We start from the raw sequence: 24412 nt of genomic DNA, 5'->3' as shown, positions 1-24412 counted from the left end.
ACCCTGTTTTTTGTGGACTTAAACATTTAGAATTATTAACAGCAGTAATACCAACAGACCTAGCAATTTTAGCAGGCCTCCACGCAGAGGACCTCAGAAACCTGAGGAACCGTATCGAATTAATGAAAGAATAACGGCACAACGGGTTCGGGTAGTAGGCGAGAACATCAAGGTAGATGTATATCCTATACAGCAAGCCATTAAGTTGGCGCAGGAGCAGGGATTGGATTTAGTTGAAATTTCACCTAATGCAGACCCTCCGGTATGTAAGGTTGTTGACTACTCGAAATTTAAGTACGAACAGAAGAAGAAGCAGAAGGAAATTAAGGCGAAGACCGTGAAAGTGGTGATCAAAGAGATCCGCTTCGGTCCGAATACCGATGATCATGATTTTAACTTCAAGTTGAAACATGCCATTTCGTTTCTTCAGGAAGGTGCCAAAGTAAAAGCTACTGTATTCTTTGCCGGCCGATCCATTGTGTACAAAGAACGCGGAGAGATTCTCCTGCTGAAGTTTGCACAGTTGCTCGAAGAACATGGCAAAGTAGAGCAGATGCCTAAACTTGAGGGTAAACGCATGAGTATCATGCTGATGCCGAAGGCCAAGAAGTAAGTCTTGAAAGTTTAATTTTTATACAATGCCTAAATTAAAAACAAAATCAGGAGCCAAGAAGCGCTTTAAAGTGACTGGCACTGGTAAGATTAAGCATAAGCGTGCTTTCAAAAACCATATCCTGACTAAGAAGGAGACCAAGCAGAAGCGCAGGCTGAGCAACAAGTCTCTGGTGAAAAAGTCAGACATGGCGAATGTAAAAGCAATGCTTGTTCTTTAATCTCAGGTTCAAATGTTTAACCCGGATGCTGGCCTAAAGATTCACAACTAAAGTGGACGCCATCAGCCAAAAAATGTAAAGTAAAATGCCAAGATCAGTCAACAATGTAGCCTCAAGAGCAAGACGTAAACGCATCTTGAAGCTGGCCAAAGGTTTCTTTGGTCGTAAAAAGAATGTTTGGACGGTAGCAAAAAATGCCGTTGAAAAGGGTTTAGGATACGCTTACCGCGATCGTAAACAAAAGAAAAGAGAGTTCCGCAGCGTGTGGATCGCTCGTATCAATGCCGGTGCTCGTATTCATGGATTATCATATTCTGAATTGATGGGTAAACTTAAGAAATCAGGTATTGATTTGAATCGTAAAGTATTAGCTGACTTAGCGATGAACCATCCTTCTGCATTCGAAGCTATCGTGAAGAAGGTGAAGTAATTGCTTATCAAATAAATATTTAAGGGGGACTGATAGTCCCCTTTTTTGTTTTATCAAATTTAGCCTATATTCGGGGGAGCTGATTTTTTAGACTATAGAATGGTTTTTTTTTAGATAAGTTAACAGAGTGCCTACATTCAGCATCAATTTCCTAACTTTCAAGTCCTGTCAGGGTAACTATGCATAACCAACCCTACCATAAGCAGAGGCTTGAGAAAGACTCATCAGAGATACCGAATGTTCAGGTTGAGGTAGAAAATCCTTTTCCTGGCCTGCGCCCTTTTTCAATTGATGACAGTCATCTTTTCTTTGGTCGCGAAGGACAAATTGATGAGATACTCTTCAAGCTGGCACGTAACAGGTTTGTTACGGTAATGGGATATTCAGGAAGCGGTAAGTCTTCCCTGATGGCGTGTGGTCTTGTTCCGGTTTTATACGGAGGCTTTGTTACTGAATCGGGTACAGAATGGAATGCGATAACGGCACGCCCGGGTTCAGCACCCATCCATAGCCTGGTTGAGGCTATACTCGAATACATGGTGAAGCATCACCATATACCGGTATCCGAAGCATCGGTGCACCGGCCGATGATCAACTCTATACTTCGCAGCGGTCCGCAGGGATTACTCGAAGTATCCAAGTATATTCAGCGAAACACATCCGAGAATATTTTCTTTCTCATCGATCAGTTCGAAGAGATATTCCGCTATCGCGATCATGTCGACAGCGACATACAGAATGATGCACAGCTATATGTAAGTATGTTTATGACAGCCGTGCAGCAACGCGAAGTGCCTATATATGTAGCGCTGGCGATGCGCTCGGATTTTATAGGAGAGTGTTCCATTTTTCCGGGACTAACCAAACTCATCAACAGCAGTAACTATCTTATTCCGCAGATGATGCGGGAGCAGAAGAAAGCTGCCATCGAAGGACCTATAGCAGTAGCGGGTGGTAAAATATCGCAGCGATTGGTGAAACGATTGCTGAGCGATATGGGCGCAGACCAGGATCAGCTTCCCATCCTTCAGCATGCGCTGATGCGTACGTGGGATTACTGGCTGAAGAATCACGAAACCGGTGAGCCGGTAGATATTCGCCACTATACGGCTATTGGTAAAATATCAGAAGCACTTTCGCAGCACGCCAACGAAGCCTTCGATGAACTTTCGTTGCGCAGTAAAGCTATAGCCGAAGTACTTTTCAAAAGTATAACAGAAAAAAATCAGGAGAATCGCGGTATGCGCAGGCCCTGTCAGCTGGCACTCATTGCACAGCTGGCAGAAGCGAGCGAAGAAGAAGTGATCGAAGTGGTGGAACAATTTCGAAAGCCCGGTCGCTCATTCCTGATGCCGGCTGCACATATACCTCTCAATGGAGATTCGATCATCGAGCTGTCGCACGAAAGTCTGATTCGTATCTGGAACCGACTCGAAGTATGGGTTGAAGACGAGTTCGAATCAGCAACGATGTATAAACGCTTGTCCGATGCAGCGGCCATGTATCAGATCGGTAAGACAGGTTTGTGGAGAACACCCGATCTGCAACTGGCATTAAACTGGCAGAAGAAGCAGAAGCCTACACGCGAATGGGCACAACGATACGATGAAGCATTTGAACGTGCTATCGTTTTTCTGGATACGAGTCGGATCACATACGAAGCCGAATTAAAAAATCAGGAGATGATGCAGAGACGTGTTCTTCGAAGAACGCGTGCCACGGCTATCATTCTCGGTATAGCATTTCTGATCGCTATACTTTTCTTTGTGTATGCCTACTTGCAAAAACTTCAGGCTGATGCCGATCGCGAGTATGCTGATATACAAAAGAACGAAGCGCAGGTTCAGCGCGAAGAAGCACTCAAGCAGAAGAAAGAAGCCGAGAAGCAGCGCACCGATGCTATTGCTGCGCGCGACCTGGCCGATGTATATAACAAGGAACTACAATCGACCATCACACAGCTTGAAACAGCCAAAGGCGATGTGGAACGCGCCCTTGTAAAAGCAAGAAGCGAAGAACAAAAAGCTATACTGGCCAACGAAGAAGCACAGCGAAATCTTGACTTCGCCAATCTTAAAAAAGATGAAGCGGATTTGAACTGGTTGTTTGCCAAGAACCAGCTTATGCTGCGTGTAGCCCAGGTGTTGGCAACAAAGTCGGTACAGGAAGACGATGATAAAGATCTCGCGGCATTGCAGGCTATGCAGGGACACATCTTTCATAGAAGATATAGCGGTAAAAAGTATGACCCCTATATATACCGCGGACTGTATAGCGCTCTTACCAAAATTATTGGCTCCAGCTATAACGCCATGAAAGTTCAAGGGCCGCCACGCGTACACATGCGCTCGCTGGTGGTATCTGAAAAAGATAACAGCTTCTTTGTATCCGGGGCAGATGGTCGCATTTATCGTGGTGACTATGACAAGCTCAACAACTCGGCAACCGGGTTTGCTACACCGTATCCAAGTAAAGTTATAGCACTCAGTAAAGATGAAAGTTTCCTGGTGAATGGAAGTGATTCTTCCTTTGTACAGATCTATAGTTTGCAAAGCAAAGCGAAACCGAGAGTGATCAAAGGATTTAAGGGGGCAACGAACGATATGGAATTTCTGCCGGATAACTCGGGCTTTATTATAGCCAGTGCTGATAAGACGTTGTCGTTCGTGAATCATGTTACAGGGGATATAAAAACACTCGTTACACTTCCGTTCGAACTCAAATCGATCAGTATACATCCGAATGGTAAATCGTTGATAGGAGGTACATGGTCCGGGTTGCTTATACAGGTAAACCTGGCAGACAACTCATATACCACGCTGGCAACAGAAAGCTCCAGCAGGATTTTATCTGTGAAATATAGTCCCAGTGGAAATCTTCTCGCGTACGGAGTGGATGTCTTGTCAAACAAACGCGGCATTGTAAAGCTGTATGATTTTACAACACAGGAGACGCGGCAGTTCTCAGGACATCGTGCCGGTGTTTACGATGTGGAGTTTAGTCCCGATGAAAAATTACTGGCGAGTGCCGGACTCGATAAACGACTGCAGCTATATGTATTGGACAACCCGGAAGATCTGCCGGTGGAGATGGAAAATAACAATGGATTTGTGTGGGATATAGCCTTTGCCAAGGGATCGAATCTGTTGATAGCAGCATGCTCCGAATCTGAGATACGGGTTTGGCCAACCGACCCTTCGCTGCTGGCCGATCAGATTTGTCCGAATATCACCCGGAAGAATATGACGCAGGATGAGTGGACGAAGTATGTAGGAAATGATGTTGAATATGAAAATACTTGTACCGGTTATTGATTGTTAACAGCGAATGATAAGACCTATACCTAAATTCTTATTCAGTTGTGCATTGTTCTGGAGTGCATGTTTTTCAGCATCGGCTCAGAATGAATGCGAGCTTGTGTTGAATCGGGCGATCGAAGAATTTAATGCCGGTCATCACTATGGTATACCGGCTATGCTGAGTGAATGCCTGGAGAAAAATCAGAACCGGGAGTGGCGGCAACGGGCGTATTTATTGTTAGCGGAAACTTACTTGTTACTCGAAGATCCGTTTGGTTCTGAAAAAAGTTACCTGGAAGTATTACGAGCCAATCCCGAATACCTGACGGATGAGAAACGCGATCCCATCGACCTGGTATATCTCAGCTCTAAATTTACATCAACCCCTATATTTTCACTGTCCGTAAAAATTGGCCCAAATATCTCGATCATCCGGAAGCTGGCAGATCGCGGTACGTATGCTGACGATGTACGCAAACGCTATATATTAAAGCCCGGCTTTCAGGCTGGTGTAGGGCTGGACTGGCACTATAACGAAAACCTGAGCGCGGTGCTCGAAGGTAATTTTGTGTTCTCATCTTACAAGCAACGCATCAACGGGCAATTCGGTCGCGATGAATCTTCTTTTCACGATCGCCAGACGTGGATACGCATGCCGCTATCCGTGAAATATAGTGCTTCACAAGGACAGTACAGACCGTATGGCTATGCCGGTGTTTCATTTGATCTGTTGCTTGGCGATCGGGCTACCATCCAGTATAAAGATCAGAACTTTAATCCGGAAACGCAGCGCGTGGAGAGTATAGATCGCGAAAGTCCTACGCTCAAGTATAAATCAAAACGCAATGCTGTAAACTACTCCCTGTTTGTGGGCGGTGGTGTGAAGTATAAGATCAAGCTCGACTATATCTTTGCTGATCTCCGTTACTCGTTCGGCATGACCAACATCGTAGACGATAACAACAGTATATTTGATTACAACAAAGGAGAGAATCCCACATCCGAAAGCTTTCAGGATTCCGGAGATGGTTCTTTTCGCTGGGCCCATATAGATGATCTTTTCAGAATGGACAATCTTTTTATTTCGGTAGGGTATATACGTCCGCTATATAAACCCCGTAAATTGAAGAATGCCCGTTCCAGAGCCGTATTGCGTTCCATTAAAAGACAAGGCGATGAAGTTAAGGTTGATTAGCATTATAGGGTTGTTCTTCGCTTTTCTTTCCTGTGACTCCAAGAAGGATTTTGAAGACGATAATAGAGATTACTTCATCAAGTATTATGGTGAGGACGGTGATCAACGCGCAGTGGACATGGTTGTAAATACCGATGGTACCATCATGATTCTGGCCAATACCACCGTGCCAGGACAGTCACAACGTATACTCATGATCAAAACCGATGCAGAAGGCAATATACTGTGGCAAAAGAAATTTGGCAGTGAACTGGATCTGTTAGGACGTGAGATCGTATCCGAGAATGCGCAGGACTTGGAGCCAACCGCAGACGGTAATTTTCTGATACTGTCCAATATGTATCGTGGTGTAGATGTAACTACTAACGAAGATCAGTATGATTTCAAAGTGATAAAGATAAATGCAGCAGGAGATTCGATCGGAGGGATGGAATTTGGTAACAACGAGCAGAAGTGGAGCACACAATTTGCCAGGTCGATCACCGCATTATCGAATGGCGGATTTATAGTTACCGGTAATTCTACTGATGAATCGATAGCCGTTGATCCGGAGCTAACGCCTCCCGACCAGGAAGATATATTCTCGATCGCCTTCAATAATGATTTTAAAACGGTTGCCTGGACAACGATAGAATTGGGAACACCGGTGGGTGCTACCGGTGAACACTTTGGCTCCGGTATAAAAGTATTTGAAGCATCATCGAACGTCTACTATGTATTCTCGTATTCGGATCGTCAGCTAAAAGGCGAGACTGACTTCGAAGCAAATTTTGAAGTGAACAGTTTCTCGGGAAATGGTATACCACTTGGGGTATCGGATAATGCCGGGAAAGAAACGAGCTGGGAGATTCTGTCCTTTGTTTGTAAAGTGCCCGCTTTGCTGGGAGGAGGTTATTATGAGTTTGGTACATCCGTACCCACGGCAACGGTAACCAGCACCGTAGGGCAGCTATATTTCTGCAAGCGAAACGAGAATTTATCCAAGCAAGGTGAAGGAACCGTGAGCAGCATCTCCGGCCAGTTCACTGCAGTAAGTGTTACACCTTCTGTTTTTTCAGAGGGATTTTTGCTGCTGGCCAACGAGAAGACTACAGCCGGAACAACCATACGACTGATAAAAACGAATCTGAACAGTGAGGCACAATGGTCGGTGAATATGGGATCATTCGATCAGAACAGTATGGGGGCGAGTGTTTCAGAATTACCCGATGGACGCATCCTGATTTTAGGGACAATCGATCTGGAAACCCAGACTAAGATCGGCCTGATGAAGGTAAATTCCCGAGGTGAGTTTTTGAACTAACTATTTACCGAAGCGTACTGTGAGGTTACATTTTCAACCGGAAGTCAATATACTAACCAACTGCCTCTCTGCCATGGCGTTAAGAAAGACATTATTATATACTATCTGGACGCTGTCGTTGGCGGTAGCCCTACCGTTAGGTCATGCCTTTGGCCAATGCAGTATCACTAATCTCAACGCAGTATATTGTGCTGATGATGCTTCCGTAGCACTTACGGGCGGCACAAATTACTATGGACCCGGTATAAGCGGCACAACATTCTCGCCAGCTTCAGCGGGTGCAGGTACACACAAAGTCTATACTACCGATGGAACAACATCTTCTTATACTGTAAACACTACCGGTACATTTAGTCCGGTAACACTTACCAGTCCTACAACACTAACCATCGGAGTAAGTATATCGGTACCCATTGGTATAGGATTCAATTTCAATTTTTACGGAAATACCTTTTCATCCGTTCGCGTGTTTGATAACGGGTTTATCCGTTTCTCCGGAACCAATGCTACTCCGGTACCACAGACTATTCCCAACACCGTTCCCCCAAATGACATCGTTGCTATTGCCTGGGCCGACCTGGATGCATCTACCGGAACCATACGATACCAGACGATGGGGACAGCACCATTGCGTGTGCTGGTGATCGAGTATAACAATGTACAGTTCACGAACAACACGTCCGACTATGTTACGTCTCAGATTCTTTTATATGAGACAACAAACATCATTGAAATACACTCTACGCATATAGGTTCCGATGGCAGTGCCCAGACCATGGGGATTGAGAACGCAGCCGGTACGGCTGCCGCGACAATCGCATCACGTAACAACCAGATATTTACAGCCGATAATGATTATGTAGGATTCTTTCCATCCTGTACATCCGTTCGATCAGTAACGGTTAATGCTGTTCCGAATACATCTCTGGCAGTATCTCCGGCAACAACATCGATTTGTCCCGGAGCAACAGTAGGAGTGACCGTTGCTAATTCAGAGGTAGGTGTAAACTATCAACTGCTTAACAGCGCAGACAACACAGTATTAAGTACATCACAGGCAGGTACAGGAGGAAATCTTGTGTTAACCAGCAGTGCGCTATCCTCAAGTGTTACTCTTAAAGTGAGAGCAACGAATGCAACTACCAGCTGCGATTCAGATCTCACCAATACAGTAGGTGTTACTGTAAATGCTCCACCGGCCATAACAGTGCCTCCGGCAACACAGGCGGTGTGTACAGGTTCTTCGGTAACATTTAACGTTACGGCTACTGGCACCGGACTGAGTTATCAATGGCGCAAAGGCGGAAGTAATATCTCGGGCGCGAACAGCAGCAGCTATACCATAGCGAGCACAGTGGCGGGCGATGCCGGCAGCTATGATGTAATTGTGAGTGGAACGTGTACCCCACCCGTTACAAGTTCAGCAGCTACATTAACAATCAATGCTTTACCAGCCATTACAGCGCAACCAGTAGCAAGCCAGGCAATCTGCGAAGGCAGTGCTGCCAACTTCAGTGTAACCGCCACAGGCGCAGGTTTAACGTATCAGTGGAAGAAGAACGGAATAGATATATCCGGAGCGAACGCAAGTACCTATAGTATACCAACAACATCAACATCCAGTGCGGGTACCTATACTGTTGTGGTAAGTGGTACTTGTTCACCAGCCGTGACAAGCTCGGCATCAGTACTGACCATCAACGAGCAACCAGAAATAATAACGGGTCCATCCAACCAAACGGTTTGCGCGGGACAAAGTGTAACGTTCAGTGTAAACGCAGGCGTAACAACCGGTGCAACCTATCAATGGAGAAAAGGTGGAACTAACATTTCCGGAGCCAACAGCAGCAGCTATACGATAGCAACTACTGTAGCAGGCGATGCGGGAAGTTATGATGTTATTGTAAGTGGAACCTGTACTCCTGCAGTAACAAGTTCAGCCGCTACATTAACAATCAATGCTTTACCCACGATTACGGCACAGCCTGTAGCAAGTCAGGCTATATGTGAAGGCAGTGCGGCTAACTTCAGTGTAACGGCTACCGGTACAAGCTTAACGTATCAGTGGAAGAAGAACGGAGTAGATATATCCGGAGCGAATGCAAGCACGTATAGTATACCAACAACATCAACGTCAAGTGCAGGTACTTATACCGTTGTGGTGAGTGGTACTTGCTCTCCATCAGTAACCAGCAGTGCATCTGTACTAACCATTCGCGAGCAACCAGAAATCATCACCGGCCCATCCAACCAAACGGTTTGCGTGGGACAGAGTGTAACCTTCAGTGTAAACGCAGGAGTAACAACGGGTGTAACGTATCAGTGGAGAAAGGGAGGAAGCAACATCTCGGGAGCGAACAGCAGCAGCTATACGATAGCAAGCACCGTAGCGGGTGACGCAGGAAGTTACGATGTTATTGTAAGTGGAACGTGTACTCCGTCAGTTACAAGTTCAGCAGCTACCTTAACGATCAATGCTTTACCCGCGATTACGGCACAGCCTGTAGCAAGTCAAGCTATATGTGAAGGGAGCGCGGCCAACTTCAGTGTAACTGCCACGGGAGCAGGCTTAGCGTATCAATGGAAGAAGAACGGTGTAGATATATCTGGCGCCAATGCAAGCACCTATAGTATACCAGTAACATCAACATCAAGTGCAGGTACTTATACCGTTGTGGTGAGTGGTACTTGTTCGCCGTCCGTGACGAGCTCAGCTTCAGTACTGACTATAAGAGAACAACCGGAGATTATAACAGGTCCGTCCAACCAAACCGTTTGTGCGGGACAGAGTGTAACGTTCAGTGTAAACGCTGGTGTAACAACCGGGGTAACCTATCAGTGGAGAAAGGGCGGCAGCAATATATCCGGGGCGAACAGCAGCAGCTATACGATAGCAAGCACAGTAGCGGGAGATGCCGGAAGTTATGATGTTATTGTAAGTGGAACCTGTACGCCATCCATTACAAGTTCAGCGGTAACCTTAACGATCAACGCACTACCAACGATCTCCGCACAACCAGTAGCAAGTCAGGCGATCTGCGAAGGCAGTGCAGCTAACTTTAGTGTAACAGCCACGGGCACAGGCTTAACCTATCAGTGGAAGAAAGACGGTATAGATATATCCGGTGCCAATGCAAGCACCTATAGTATACCAGTAACATCAACATCAAGTGCAGGTACTTATACTGTTGTGGTGAGTGGCACATGTTCGCCTTCCGTGACGAGCTCAGCTTCAGTACTGACTATAAGAGAACAACCGGAGATTATAACAGGTCCGTCCAACCAAACCGTTTGTGCGGGACAGAGTGTAACGTTCAGTGTAAACGCTGGTGTAACAACCGGGGTAACCTATCAGTGGAGAAAGGGCGGCAGCAATATATCCGGGGCGAACAGCAGCAGTTATACCATAGCAAGCACCGTAGCGGGTGATGCCGGAAGTTATGATGTAGTTGTAAGCGGAACGTGTACGCCTCCCGTTACAAGTTCAGCAGCAACCTTAACGATCAATGCATTGCCAGCGATCACAGCACAACCTGTAGCAAGCCAGGCGATCTGCGAAGGCAGTGCGGCCAACTTTAGTGTAACCGCTACCGGCACAGGTTTAATCTATCAGTGGAAGAAGAATGGAGTAGATATAGTGGGGGCAAATGCAAGTACCTATAGTATACCTGTAACATCAACGTCAAGTCCAGGAACCTATACCGTTGTGGTGAGTGGTACTTGTTCTCCATCGGTAACCAGTGCGGCATCTGTGCTTACCATCCAGGAGCAGCCGGAAATTATAACGGGCCCGGTAAGTCAAACGGTTTGTGTTGGACAAAGCGTAACCTTCAGTGTTAGTGCAGGTGCAACAACCGGAGTAACCTATCAGTGGCGTAAAGGTGGAAGTAATATAGCAGGAGCCAATAGCAGCACCTATACGATAGCAAGCGCTGTAGCCGCAGATGCAGGCAGCTACGATGTAATTGTTGGCGGAACGTGTACGCCAGCGGTAACAAGTTCAGCTGCTACTTTAACGGTAAATACTTTGCCAGCCATCACAGCGCAGCCAGTAGCAAGTCAGGCGATCTGCGAAGGCAGCCCGGCCAGCTTTAGTGTAACGGCAACTGGTACGGGCATAACGTATCAATGGAAAAAGAACGGAGTAGATATCTCCGGAGCGAATGCAAGCACCTATACTATACCAACAACAGTAACTGCCGATGCGGGTACGTATACCGTTGTGGTGAGTGGTACATGTTCACCATCGGTAACCAGCAGCACATCTGTACTGACTATCCGCGAGCAACCTGAAATTATTACCGGTCCGGCAAGTCAGACAGTCTGCGCAGGTCAGAGTGTAACCTTCAGTGTAAACGCTGGAGTAACAACAGGCGTAACCTATCAGTGGCGCAAGGATGGAAGCAACATCTCGGGAGCAAACAGCAGCAGTTATACAATACCAGCCACGGTTGCTGGTGATGCCGGTGACTACGATGTGGTCATTTCAGGAACCTGTACACCTCCCGTTACAAGTTCGGCAGCTACTTTAATTATCAATGCTTTACCGGCTATTACAGCACAACCTGTAGCAAGCCAGGCCATCTGCGAAGGCAGTGCAGCTAATTTCAGTGTAACGGCTACAGGCACAGGTTTAGCTTATCAGTGGAAGAAGAACGGAGTAGATATCTCCGGAGCGAATGCAAATACATATTCAATAGCAAGTACTTCTGCATCTGATGCGGGTACCTATACCGTTGTGGTGAGTGGCACCTGTTCGCCATCGGTAACCAGTACCGCATCCATACTCACGATTCAGGAACAACCTGAAATTATAACGGGCCCGTCAAGTCAAACGGTTTGTGCCGGACAGAATGTAACCTTCACTGTAAACGCAGGTGTAACAACCGGTGTAACATACCAGTGGAGAAAAGGCGGAACGAATATAGCAGGAGCAACCAGCAGCAGCTATACCATAACCGGTACCGTTGCTGGCGATGCCGGTAATTATGATGTGGTGATCTCGGGAACCTGTACACCTCCCGTTACAAGTTCGGCAGCTACTTTAATTATCAATGCTTTACCTGCCATTACGGCTCAACCTGTAGCAAGCCAGGCGATCTGCGAAGGCAGTGCAGCTAATTTCAGTGTAACGGCTACTGGCACAGGTTTAACCTATCAGTGGAAGAAGAACGGAGTAGATATCTCCGGAGCGAATGCAAATACATATTCAATAGCAAGTAGTTCTGCATCTGATGCGGGTACCTATACCGTTGTGGTGAGTGGCACCTGTTCGCCATCGGTAACCAGTACAGCATCCATACTCACAATTCAGGAACAACCTGAAATTATAACGGGCCCGTCAAGTCAAACGGTTTGTGCCGGACAGAATGTAACCTTCACTGTGAACGCCGGTGTAACAACCGGTGTAACGTACCAGTGGAGAAAAGACGGAACGAATATAGCAGGAGCAAACAGCAACAGCTATACCATTACAGGTGTTGTTGTCGGTGATGCAGGAGATTACGATGTAGTTGTATCCGGAACGTGTACACCTTCCATAACAACTTCAGCAGCTACATTAACCATAAACGAACTGCCTGCGATTACCGCACAACCTATAGCAAGTCAGGCTATCTGCGAAGGTAGTGCAGCTACGTTTAGCGTAACGGCTACCGGTACAGCCTTGACTTATCAATGGAAGAAAAACGGAGTAGATATAGCAGGCGCAAATGCAAGCACCTATACGATATCAACAACTATAACAGCTGATGCGGGTACCTACACCGTTGTGGTGAGTGGTGCATGTTCACCAGTTGTAACCAGCACAGCATCTGTACTCACAATACAGGAACAACCAGAGATTATCACGGGGCCTGTTGGTCAGACCGTTTGCGCGGGACAGAGTGTAACGTTCAGTGTAAACGCAGGTGTAACAACAGGTGTAACGTATCAGTGGAGAAAGGATGGAACCAATATAGCCGGAGCGAACGGTAGCAGTTATACAATAACAAGCACCGTTGCAGGAGACGCGGGCGACTATGATGTAGTGATCACCGGAACCTGTACACCGCCTGCTACAAGTTCTGCGGCTACACTGATCGTAAATCCGAATCCGGACGCTTACGCGGCCGATGCATCGATCTGTAGTGGAACAACAACGAACATCGCCATCACCAATCCGAATGGTGTTTCAGGAACTACATTTACCTGGACGGTTCAAAGTACATCGAACGTAACAGGTGCAGCAGCCGGCAGTGGCAACCTGATCGCACAAGCACTGACAGTTACGAATGGTGTCTCAACAGGAAGTGTTACGTACCTCATCCAGCCTGCAGCAGCAGGTTGTAACGGTATAGCGTACGCAGTAAATGTTACGGTTAAACCTATACCAACCGTAGCAGCATCCGATCAAAGTATATGCTCCGGTAATGCTACCAGTGTTGCCATTACCAATCCGAATGGTGTAGCAGGAACTTCTTTCAGCTGGACGGTTCAGAGTACATCCAACGTATCAGGCGCAGCAGCGGGAAGTGGCTCAACGATTGGCCAGGTGCTTACAACAACCGATGGTATAAATGCAGGTAGTGTAGTATATCGCATCGTTCCGACAGCCAACGGCTGTTCCGGTAACTATATAGATGTTACGGTTACAGTTGAACCGAAACCGACTATCACAAATCCGCCAACAACATTGATCCAGGAAATATGCAGCGGTACAGCGCTTAACTTCCTGCCGACTTCTTCCATTACGGGAACAACCTTCAACTGGACATCGTCTGTGATCGGAACACTTTCCGGTGTCAGTGCTTCCGGCAGCGGAGCCATTACGGATACACCGGTGAATGCCACCAACACGAATGCAGTTATTATATATACCATTACACCTTCGGTAGGAGGTTGCTCGGGAACACCGGTTAACCTGGTAGTTACGGTAAGACCATTGCCTACTGTTACGGCAAATCCGCAGACTATATGTTCCGGTCAGACAACTTCGATCGCTATATCCAATCCGAATGGCGTAACCGGAACAACCTATACCTGGATCGTTCAGGGTTCATCGAATGTATCCGGAGCTTCGGCTGGCAGCGGCTCGACCATCAGCCAGGCGTTAACCAATGTTGACGGTGTTACCAACGGAACAGTAACCTATAGAATTACAGCATCATCCAACGGTTGCCCTGGAGCACCGTACGATGTAACCGTAACCGTTAAACCCGTGCCGGTTGTTACCAACGATCCCATCGAACTGGCGCAACAATTATGTAGCGGACAAGCGCTTAACTTTATACCGACTGCAAGTATTGCAGGGGCATCGTTTACATGGACAAGCAGTATAACCGGTCCGATTACGTCAGGCGTTACAGCATCAGGTGCCGGTAGCATTACCGACACGCCGGTAAATACGGGTAACGTTTCTGGAACCGTGACCTATAGAATTATACCGAATCATAACGGTTGTGACGGGCAGGCTGTAAACCTGGTGGTGCTGGTGAAACCATTGCCTTCAGCATCGGCTAATGATATTACGATCTGTAGCGGGGAAACAGCTGTTGTTACTATACTTCCTTCACCACAAAATGTATCGGGTACAACATTCCAGTGGACCGCAGCACCAACTACCAATGTAATCGGTGCGGCTAACGGAAACGGTTCGGTGATAAGCCAGATTCTGAGTACTTCAAATGCGTCTATCGGTACCGTTGTATATACGATCTTACCTTCAGCCAATGGCTGTGATGGTCCAACCTCTACGGTTACAGTAACGGTGAATCCGAAAGTTACGGTTAACGCGGGCGCTGACTTTGCAGTTTGTGAAGACGCTACAATGCCCATGGCTATACCGTTGAACGGTACGATCGGAGGCAGCGCATCCTCCGCCAACTGGTTTATCAAGACTGGTGATGGTTCCGTTTCAGTAAGTATAACTTCAGGAGGCAGCGTTACGGCAACCTATACCGCAGTAGACTCTGACGTGACCAATGGATTTGTAGAATTATACCTGGTGACCGATGATCCGGATGGAGTATCCGGTCCATGTTCATCGTTGTCCGACACATTAACAATATTCCTGAACAGACGCGCGCGAATTTTACCGCTGGCAGACCAGGTGGTGTGTGAACCTTCATTGATTAACCTCTCGGGCGACATCAGCGGAAGCGCAACGTCAGGTTCATGGAGTGCCGTTACAACGGCAGGAGGTACATTGTCTATCAGCAGTGTTACCGGCAATACCATTACGGCTAATTACGGAGTACTTGCTGCCGATGTAGGTAATACATTAACGTTCCGCCTCTCTACAAACGACCCGGATGGCGCGGGACCTTGTACGATTGTTACGGAAGACCTAGATGTACATATAAATGAGTCAGCTAAAGTATCAGCTGGTGCGGACTTTGAAGTGTGTGAAGACAAACAGGTTAACCTGAACGGTAGCTTCTCCGGCACCACATCATCGGTTACGTGGAGCGGTGGTTCCGGAAGCGCGCAATTTGCTGACGTAAATAATCCGACTACAGTATATACATTAACATCTGCCGACAGAGCTGCCGGAAGTATAGTGTTGACTTTAACAACGAACGATCCGGATGGCGTATCAGGTCCTTGTACCAGTGTATCGGATGATGTGCTCGTTAAAGTAAATCCATTACCACAGCCACTCATCTTCGGTCTGGAAAGTTCGTATGCAGAGAATGATGCTCCGGATCCTTTATCAGGTGTACCATCGGGAGCCGGATACTCAGGCGTGTTTACCGGTTCGGGTATTCAGTCGGGTACTAACATCTTCGATCCTTCTATCGCCACCATCGGTTTCAATACTATATATTATACGGTTACCAATACCACCACCGGATGTATTGGTGTAACCAGCGCGACAACCGTTGTGAACCCGATCACGGATATTGACTTTACTATTGAAGACGCTATCGAAGACGGAACCGGTGCATTGAAGATTTGTGCAGAGAATGGGTTGAAGCAACTGATCGGTATACCGGCTCACACCACCGGTTTCCCTACGACAGAATTTACCAGTCTCACGGCCGGTTTAACTGTGAACCTGGTGGATGAAAATTGGTATGTGAATACCGACAATGTAATTGCCGGTTCCTACTTTGTAAAATATACCTATACCAACGGGTTGGGAGCAACGTCTGAATTTATACGCAAGATCGTAGTGTATGCAGCTCCGCGTGCAATCATCCTCACCAACAACGCGTGCGTGACCGATGCTGCCAAGTTTGCCAGTATATCCGATATTCCGAACAATACATTCAATAGTAAGATCATACAGTATCTGTGGAATTTCGACTTCGGTGGTTTGACCAGTGCAGACTCTGCTACTTCGCTGGTGTATAACGAGCCGGGTATATATGATGTGGTACTGACGGTAACAACCGATGAAGGATGTTCAGACAACGTAACACACAGTATACAGGTAGGTCCGCAGCCGAAAGTTGATTTCGACTGGACAAAGATTTGCAGCGGACAGACTACACAGTTCGTAGACAAGTCCAGTATATCACTGGGATCAATCGTACAGTATGGCTGGGATTTTGACGATGGCGATGTGTTGCCGCTTGGTAATAAAGATACCATGGTTCCGCCAGACCCTCGCACGTCCAACACCTATAACAATCCACACCACAAGTATGCATCGTTTCAGGCGTACAATGTAACGCTGAGCGTGAAGACCGATGTAGGTTGTTTAAAAGATACGACCCGCCAGATTTATATAGTAGACTATAACCAGCCAGTATCGGATAACGGATACGAAACTGATTTTGAAGCCGGCCAGGGTACATGGATACGCGTGGAGGAAGCCAACCAACAGTCAAGCTGGATATTCGGTGCAGTTGATGGACAGAATATCAACCAGGCTTACTCGGGAACCAATGCTTGGTGGACCGGTGGTAATACCGTTGCGGCCAACAATTATATAAGTACCTATTATCCGAATGAACAGTCTTATGTGATTGGTCCGTGCGTGAACCTCGAAGGATTGAAACGTCCGATGGTTGCATTGAAATACTGGTCTGATTCCGACAAGAACTTTGACGGTGCCGTGTTACAATATTCATCCGATGGAGGTCGCTCGTGGGAAACTGTTGGTACCGATAATGGTGAAGGTATAGAATGGTATAATGGTTCTGACCTGAGTGGTGAGCCGGGCGGACAGGACAACTATGCATGGACCGGCACAACCAGCGGCTGGAAAGATGCACGCTTCAACCTGAACGAACTTCCGAAAGATACCGTGGTGTTCCGTATAGCCTTTGGTAGTAACAGCGATAACAACCCGGGTACCGTATCAAACGGTTTTGCCTTCGATGATATATATATAGGAGAGAAGAACCGGAACGTATTGATAGAGCACTATACCAACGATGGCAGTTCGTCCTTCCAGTTATCAGAAGAATATATAGATGAGCTTCCATCGAATGACTTCATCAAGCTGCAATATCACCTGGAATCACCAGGGCTCCAGGATGCCATCAATGCCGCGAATCCGATCGATAACAACGCGCGTGCGCAGATCTATGGTATACGACAACCGCCAGCTACCATTATGGACGGTATATTGAATGAGTACTATGGAAAAGACTTCAACGGCTTTACCGGTAACATCACCACGGTAGACATCGACCGCAGATCACTCGAAGATCCTTCGTTTGATATTACGATCGACATTGATGGTACAACGGCAGCCGATGTATTGAAAGCCGATATACAGTATACCTTTATCGATAAGATCAACTCGTTTACACCTCCGGTAATTTTGCAGGCAGCGTTGGTGGAGAATGGTGTTAATGGTAACAAGTTCTCGATGCGTAAACTGTTATATGGTCCGGAAGGATTTATTATAACCGATCCGCTGGTTGCCGGTACATCCGTAACCTATAGCAAACCGGATGCGGAAGAAACACACCAGCTGGCAACTCCGATCGCGAATGGCGACAGCCTGTATATTATCGCTTTTGCTCAGGACAAGCAGACGCGCAGAATTCTGCAGTCGGTAATTATGAAAGTGGAGCAAACAAAAGCTTCGCAGACTCCTGTCGGTATACCAGATGATCCGGCTGTAGCGGCTTTGCAGGATCTGAAAATATATCCGAACCCGGCTTCGCAGAATATCAAGTTATACCTGGGCGATAAACTGAATCGTGATTATACCTGGAAGCTGATCGACCAGCGCGGCATAACAATATTGAACGGTGATGTGAACCGCGACCTGACGTCACCACAACTGATTGATGTTACCCGCATAGCCAACGGTATATACTTCATGGCTATACAAACCGGTGACAGATCGGTGCTCTATACCAAAATAGCGGTAATGAATCAGAACTAGATAAACTGTATCACGCTGCCGGCAGTCCTTCTTTGGATAACTCCGGCAGCATGCTATAGCATTGATCGATAAAATCGTTGGCGATACGTTCCACTTCAACCAGGTTTGTTTCCTGTTTACTGTTCTCTTCAATAAACACAATATCACTGCGAAGCGAGTCGAGTCCCATCAGGATGAACGAAGGTTTGATCTGGTGCGCCAGTCGCGAAAGCTTTATCCAGTCATGGCCATCCATGGCAGTCTTCATATCTTCCAGCACCTGCGGTATAGTTTGAATAAACGTGAGTACCATCTCGCGGATAAACTCTTCGTTGTTTCCGGATACGGACCGCAGATAGGCCAGGTTGTAAGTAGGAACCACCTTCATGGCGGCAGGCCGCAGCTCGGTAGAAGGTTTTATCTTCAGATCATCAAATAACTTTTGGTACAGGTCTTCCGGAGTAAACGGTTTCGGAAGGTAATCGTTCATGCCGGCCGCTATACATTTCTCAACATCTTTGGCAGTAGCATTAGCCGTAAGCGCAATGATCGGCAGGTTGGCCGATTGCTCCATCATGCGGATCGCCTTGGTAGCTTCGAAGCCATCCATCACCGGCATCTGCACGTCCATCAGTATAACATCAAAGTAATTGTTCTTGATCTTCTCGATGGCTACCAGTCCGTTCTCGGCTTCATCAATAAAGCATTGCCATTTCTTTAATATACTCTTGGCGTAGAGCCGGTTTATATCATTGTCTTCTACCAACAGCACCCGCAGTTGTGATGTGTTGGTATCTTTCAACGTCTTGTCTTTACGAGGTATAGCCTGCGTGATATCATTTACTTTTCCGATCGCATACGGAATGGTAACCATAAAAGTAGAGCCCACGTGCTCTTTACTCACCACGTGTATCTTTCCATTCTGCAACTCAACCATTTGTTTAACAATGGTAAGACCAAGTCCCGTACCTCCATAACGCCTGGTAACACTGGCATCGGCCTGGCTGAAGCTTTCGAAAATCGTAGTGAGTTTTTCTTCGGGTATACCTACACCCGTATCAGTAACTTCAATGCGTACCCAGCACACACCACGTTGTTCCCGCTCAGCCGTACATTTTATCTGGATGGAACCGGTGTGCGTAAACTTTACTGCGTTGCTGATCAGGTTGATGAGAATCTGATTTAAACGCACCGGGTCGCCCAGCAATATCTTGTTTAACTTTTCGTCAATGCGATAGTCGAGCGCGATCTTCTTCTCCTTCGCCTGGTACATAAAGGTACTGATGAGCGAGGGGAGGAGATCTTTCAGGTTGAACGCTATCTTTTCAAAGCGGAGTTTTCCCGATTCGATCGCTGCCAGGTCCAGAATGTCATTGATAATAACTTTCAGGTTTTCAGCAGAGTGTTTGATCGCATTTAAATAGGTTTCGCGTTCTTCCGGACTCGGGCTCTGACTCAATAGGTTCGCCATCCCCGCTATACCATTGATAGGCGTGCGTATTTCGTGACTGATGTTGGCGAGGAATTGCTCTTTTGCTTTTTGCAGACGCACCAGTTCAGACTCATTCTCCTTGCGTTGTGTTACATCACGGCAGTCGAGTATAAATCCTTTAAGTCCTTGCTTGTGTCGGAGATTTATAGCGTTGAATTCCAGGAATCTATAGGTAGTATCTTTACAGAGAAACTGGAACTCTACTTTTTCAGTATACGCACGCTTCTGACTTTGTTTGAGTTTCTTCTGGAAGTCTTCGCGTGTGTCGGGAAGTATATAGTCGAAGAAGTTTTTTCCGATAAGACTTTTGGAACGATAGCCGAGTGTTTCACTGGCAGAGGCATTGTGGTAATGAATCTTACCGCCATAGTCTACAATGAAGATGATATCGGAACCATCTTCCACTACGGATTCATAGAATGATCCTTTCTTAACGTACTGCTGTAGGTTCATGTCAGATGCCGATCGTCTCCATCTCCTTCAGATACCGGTATAAAGATGACTTGCCGATGTCGAGCCTGCGCGCGACTTCCAGCACATTGTTATCATATTTATTCAGGTAGTGTCGGATTATGCGATACATAAATTCCTGCATGGTCATCTCTTGGTATAGGAATGATTCCATGCGGGTCGTGCTGTTAAAGCTTATGTCCTGCGGGCGTAACTCTTGTCCTTCAGCCATTACGGCTGCAAGTTCGATCACCGATTTCAGCTCGCGTATATTGCCGGGGAACGGATACTGCAATAACTTCTCTTGTGCCTCCGGACTAATCTTGAGTTTAGCCATCTGGTTATCATGTGCGAATTGATCCAGGAAATGTTTCGCCACCAGGATCACATCTTGTCCGCGTTCACGAAGCGGAGGCAACACAATCGGCAGCCCCAGCAAGCGATAGTATAGATCTTCGCGGAAGCGTCCGGACTTTACTTCTTCAGCAAGGTCTTTATGTGTTGCAGCAATAATTCGTACATCAAGTTTAATTACCTGGTTTCCACCGATTCTGGTAATCTCACGTTCTTGTAAAACACGAAGTAATTTTGCCTGCAGGTTCGGATCCATTTCACCGATCTCATCAAGGAAAATAGTACCGCCTTCAGCCTCTTCAAACTTTCCGATCCTGCGCGTAACGGCCCCGGTAAACGCTCCCTTTTCATGACCGAAGAGTTCGCTTTCAATCAGGTCTCTCGGTATAGCAGCAATGTTTACTGCTACAAAGGGTTTGTTCTTGCGTTTGGAATTATAGTGTACAGCCTTGGCAACAAGTTCTTTTCCGGTACCCGTTTCACCGGAGATACTAACGGATATATTCGTCTGAACAGCTTTTTCAAGCAGCGAGAATACACGCTTGATCGCGGGACTTGTACCCACAATGCTCTTTTCGAAAGTATATTTTTCAGAGATCTCTTTCTTGAGGTGATCGATCTCTTTGATGAGCGATGTACGGTTGCGCGCGTTGTTGATCGAGTTCAGAAGTCTGTCCTTCGTCTCATGATCTTTCGCGATATAGTCATAAGCACCGAGCTTCAGAAGTTCAACCGCGGTATGGATCTTCTCTTGAGCCGACACAATGATCACGTTAATGTTGGGATCATGACTGCGTATCTGGCTTAATACCTTTTCGCCCGGCATATCGGGTAACGAATAGTCGAGGGTAATAACCGCCGGGTTCTTGTAGAGGTTCGCCAGACAATCCTTGCCCGAGGTATAGAACTGAACTTCATAATCCGGATTGAGTTCAAGCACATACTTCAGAAACTTGGTATATGCCGGATCATCTTCGACAACAAATATCTTAACGGGATCTTTCTCGTACATGCGCAGGGGTTTGAAAAGTAAATATACAGGTATAACGGCCATTAGCCAAGCAGTTGCAGACGCTGCCGGGGCCGTGATAAATCGTATTCATTTCCGTCAACTTCAGACTATTCAATGTCTCACTGGTAAAAAAATCATTCATGTTGCTCCGCGGAGTAATGGTACATTTTTCCGTATCGTATACCAATATAAAAAATGATAATAGGTAATGTTAAAAAAAGTTTAACGGATTACCGTGAGCATGTATGAATTTTATTGTCTTAAAAGTTTATCAACTTGAAATAATCTGCTTACTTTCGATAGCGAAGCATAGCATACATGATACCTGAATTCCAGACATTAACCGATAGTGAAACTGAACTGATGCTAAAGGCACCGATACTGGTCTGCATTCTTATAGCAGGTGCTGATGGCGACATCGACCGGAAGGAAATAAAGGAAGCGATCGCGATTGTGCGCAAGGAGAAAAAGAACCACACGTTGCTCTCCGGATTCTTTCGCGAGATGGCGCAGGATTTTGAAGACAAGATCAAGATACTCATTCAGAGTTACCCGTTCGAATTGTCCAAAAGAACGCCCCTGATCATTGAAGAGTTGAAGAGCCTGAACCTGCTCTGGAAAAAAATCGATCCGGAATTTTCCATCGCGTACTACGAAATGTTGAAGAGTATCTCCGAACGCATTGCATCTTCATCGGGCGGACTGTGGGGAATAAAAACAGTGGGCTCGGAAGAAGCGCAGTACCTTCACCTTCCGATGATCACTGATCCTGCTAAAAAATAAATCGCTTTTGCTTTTTACTTGATGATCGTTACCGGACAATTTACATCTTTGTACCGGTCTTTGCTTTTTGCCATAAAGTATGTCGTCATCACAATCTTCGCTGTTTGGAAGTTCGGTTATACCGTTCCGACTGGTGTTTCTAATGTGGGCTTCTTTCTATCTCGAATTTGTTTTTGCTTTACCGATAAGCGTGTATGGTATTGAGCCGCGAACCTTTCATGGATTGATCGGCATCTTTACGGCTCCGCTTATTCATGGAGACCTGTTACACCTCATCTCCAATACTATACCGATGCTCTTCCTCGGGTCGGTGCTCTTTTTCTTCTATGGTAAAATAGGAGGGCAGGTATTTTTTCGTTCGTACTTCTGGACAAACATCCTCGTGTGGTTGTTCGCGCGACCGGCCAATCATATTGGTGCCAGTGGTGTAGTATATGGACTCGCGTTCTTCCTGATATCGTTCGGTTTTTTCAGGCGCGACTTTCTTTCCATTATTATATCAGCGATCGTGTTGCTGCTATACGGTGGTGTGTTTTATGGTGTCCTTCCGACTGATCCGCATATATCCTGGGAGTCTCACTTTGCCGGGGCGCTGGTCGGCATTACCACAGCCGTTACTTTCAGCAAGCAGAAGACTGTGAACTGACCCGCACAAGCCGCTAGCTTACACGTTGTACGTGAAGGTATTACAGATTCAACAGTGCTTCTTTTTAAAATCAAAAAGTATTCGTTTCGCATCTTGATTTTTATTTGATATTTGCGCCTCCGGAAATTTAGTGCGCCATGGATGCAAACGTGAAAAAGATACTGGCTGACCTCAAGAGCAAAAAATATGCACCCGTTTATTTTCTGCAGGGAGAGGAAACTTTCTACATCGATGTTATTGCCGACTATATAGAAGCAAATGTACTCGCTGATGCCGAGAAGGGATTTAACCAGGTGGTAGTATATGGTAAAGATGCTGTGATGGCAACCATCCTCACGCACGCGCGCAGGTTCCCCATGATGGCCGAGCGACAGGTAGTGATTGTAAAAGAAGCGCAGGACATTCCTGATCTTGGTAAAGATACCGGGGCACGTTTACTACTCGATTACCTCACCAAAGCAGTACCGAGCACCGTGCTCGTGTTCTGTCACAAACATAAAAGTCTTGATAAGCGTAAAGAGCTCGGCAAGAAGATCGATCAGTATGCTGTAACCATCAACACCAAAAAGCTATACGATAACCAGTTGCCTGAATTTGTATCAGAGTACTGTAAAGATAAAAAGGTACCGATCGATGACCGGGCTGTTCAGGCCTTGTGCGAGTTTGTTGGTAACGATCTTCACCGCCTCGCGAACGAAGTAGACAAGATTGTTATATCGTTGCAACCGGGCGAAAGTATCACGGCCGAGCGCATCATGAACCAGGTGGGGATCAGCAAAGAGTATAACATCTTTGAACTACAGAAGGCCATTCTGCAGCGCGACACCGTGTTGGCCAACCGCATTGTAAATTACTTTGAACGCAACACCAAGAAGAACCCGATGATACCGGTGGTGGCGTATCTCTTTTCTTTTTTCAGCAAGCTATTGATGGCTGCCAATGCTACAGACAAGAGTGAGAAGGGACTGGCTAGTGAATTGAAAGTGAGCCCGTATGCCGTGCGTGATTATAGTTTAGCTTTACGACAATTTCCACTTGCAAAGATCATCGATAATATAAGTTCAATCAAAGAAGCAGACCTGAAACTGAAAGGTGTAAACACAGGCTCTGCCGATGAAGGACAGATCTTTCGCGAACTTGTATGGCGCCTCATGAACTGATATATACTATATCCACCAGCCACTAAAAATACTTTGAGACAGTATACCTTCAAGGTACATATCAACCTTAATATGGTAAGCTTTAGGCCATAAGCTTTACGCTTTACACTTTATTACCTACCTTTAAGTCCATGCAAATTCATCCGC

The 24412-nt window shown here is 46.4% G+C and carries 12 protein-coding genes; 10 read left to right on the top strand and 2 right to left on the bottom strand.

The window, feature by feature from the left end:
- The first annotated feature begins 34 nt into the window (after positions 1–34).
- The 7 genes from infC (at position 35) to ACFQ21_RS01970 (ending at position 18389) form a co-directional block, all read left to right on the top strand.
- Positions 35–613 (top strand): translation initiation factor IF-3, encoded by a 579-nt coding sequence (infC, locus tag ACFQ21_RS02000; RefSeq protein WP_377578244.1) that lies wholly within the window; start codon positions 35–37, stop codon positions 611–613.
- A 25-nt stretch (positions 614–638) separates the two neighbouring features.
- Positions 639–833 carry a 50S ribosomal protein L35 gene (gene rpmI / locus ACFQ21_RS01995; protein WP_377574081.1) on the top strand — a complete coding sequence of 65 codons (195 nt, stop codon included), beginning with the start codon at positions 639–641 and terminating at the stop codon, positions 831–833.
- Between the two features lie 85 nt (positions 834–918).
- On the top strand, positions 919–1263 hold the full coding sequence (gene rplT, locus ACFQ21_RS01990; protein ID WP_377574078.1) for a 50S ribosomal protein L20: 345 nt from the start codon (positions 919–921) through the stop codon (positions 1261–1263).
- Positions 1264–1442: 179 nt separating this feature from the next.
- Positions 1443–4577, top strand: a complete 3135-nt coding sequence (locus tag ACFQ21_RS01985) for an nSTAND1 domain-containing NTPase (RefSeq protein WP_377574075.1) — start codon at positions 1443–1445, stop codon at positions 4575–4577.
- A 13-nt stretch (positions 4578–4590) separates the two neighbouring features.
- Positions 4591–5757 (top strand): porin family protein, encoded by a 1167-nt coding sequence (locus tag ACFQ21_RS01980; protein ID WP_377574072.1) that lies wholly within the window; start codon positions 4591–4593, stop codon positions 5755–5757.
- On the top strand, positions 5738–7060 hold the full coding sequence (locus ACFQ21_RS01975) for a hypothetical protein (RefSeq protein WP_377574069.1): 1323 nt from the start codon (positions 5738–5740) through the stop codon (positions 7058–7060). Before ACFQ21_RS01980 ends, ACFQ21_RS01975 begins: the two co-directional genes overlap by 20 nt.
- Before the next feature lie 19 nt (positions 7061–7079).
- Entirely contained in the window at positions 7080–18389 is an 11310-nt protein-coding gene (locus tag ACFQ21_RS01970; RefSeq protein ID WP_377574066.1) for an immunoglobulin domain-containing protein, read from the top strand.
- Between the two features lie 10 nt (positions 18390–18399).
- Here the strand turns inward: ACFQ21_RS01970 and ACFQ21_RS01965 are convergent, their stop codons facing one another.
- Both ACFQ21_RS01965 and ACFQ21_RS01960 read right to left on the bottom strand, forming a co-directional pair.
- Positions 18400–20313, bottom strand: a complete 1914-nt coding sequence (locus ACFQ21_RS01965) for a PAS domain-containing hybrid sensor histidine kinase/response regulator (protein WP_377574063.1) — start codon at positions 20311–20313, stop codon at positions 18400–18402.
- A gap of 1 nt (position 20314) precedes the next feature.
- Entirely contained in the window at positions 20315–21676 is a 1362-nt protein-coding gene (locus ACFQ21_RS01960) for a sigma-54-dependent transcriptional regulator (protein WP_377574060.1), read from the bottom strand.
- 318 nt (positions 21677–21994) lie between these two features.
- Here ACFQ21_RS01960 and ACFQ21_RS01955 point away from each other — a divergent pair, with 318 nt between their 5' ends.
- The 3 genes from ACFQ21_RS01955 to holA all read left to right on the top strand — a co-directional run bounded on the left by ACFQ21_RS01955 (position 21995) and on the right by holA (position 24265).
- Positions 21995–22459, top strand: coding sequence for a hypothetical protein (locus ACFQ21_RS01955; RefSeq protein WP_377574057.1), 465 nt, complete (start codon positions 21995–21997; stop codon positions 22457–22459).
- Between the two features lie 79 nt (positions 22460–22538).
- Positions 22539–23105: a rhomboid family intramembrane serine protease gene (locus ACFQ21_RS01950; protein ID WP_377574054.1), complete on the top strand. Its 567-nt coding sequence runs from the start codon at positions 22539–22541 to the stop codon at positions 23103–23105.
- A 137-nt stretch (positions 23106–23242) separates the two neighbouring features.
- Positions 23243–24265, top strand: coding sequence for a DNA polymerase III subunit delta (gene holA / locus ACFQ21_RS01945; protein ID WP_377574052.1), 1023 nt, complete (start codon positions 23243–23245; stop codon positions 24263–24265).
- Positions 24266–24412: the final 147 nt, after the last annotated feature.

The organism is Ohtaekwangia kribbensis, from assembly GCF_042676245.1.
Taxonomy (GTDB): domain Bacteria; phylum Bacteroidota; class Bacteroidia; order Cytophagales; family Cyclobacteriaceae; genus Ohtaekwangia; species Ohtaekwangia kribbensis.
The sequence above is the reverse complement of the archived record's forward strand: the minus strand, read 5'-3'. Positions and strand labels throughout refer to the sequence as shown.

Bases quoted from the DNA above. Each gene is read 5' to 3' on its own strand.
- rpmI (WP_377574081.1), top strand. From the start codon at position 639: ATGCCTAAATTAAAAACAAAATCAGGAGCCAAGAAGCGCTTTAAAGTG.
- rplT (WP_377574078.1), top strand. From the start codon at position 919: ATGCCAAGATCAGTCAACAATGTAGCCTCAAGAGCAAGACGTAAACGC.
- ACFQ21_RS01985 (WP_377574075.1), top strand. From the start codon at position 1,443: ATGCATAACCAACCCTACCATAAGCAGAGGCTTGAGAAAGACTCATCA.
- ACFQ21_RS01980 (WP_377574072.1), top strand. From the start codon at position 4,591: ATGATAAGACCTATACCTAAATTCTTATTCAGTTGTGCATTGTTCTGG.
- ACFQ21_RS01975 (WP_377574069.1), top strand. From the start codon at position 5,738: ATGAAGTTAAGGTTGATTAGCATTATAGGGTTGTTCTTCGCTTTTCTT.
- ACFQ21_RS01965 (WP_377574063.1), bottom strand. From the start codon at position 20,313: ATGAACCTACAGCAGTACGTTAAGAAAGGATCATTCTATGAATCCGTA.
- ACFQ21_RS01960 (WP_377574060.1), bottom strand. From the start codon at position 21,676: ATGTACGAGAAAGATCCCGTTAAGATATTTGTTGTCGAAGATGATCCG.
- ACFQ21_RS01955 (WP_377574057.1), top strand. From the start codon at position 21,995: ATGATACCTGAATTCCAGACATTAACCGATAGTGAAACTGAACTGATG.
- ACFQ21_RS01950 (WP_377574054.1), top strand. From the start codon at position 22,539: ATGTCGTCATCACAATCTTCGCTGTTTGGAAGTTCGGTTATACCGTTC.
- holA (WP_377574052.1), top strand. From the start codon at position 23,243: ATGGATGCAAACGTGAAAAAGATACTGGCTGACCTCAAGAGCAAAAAA.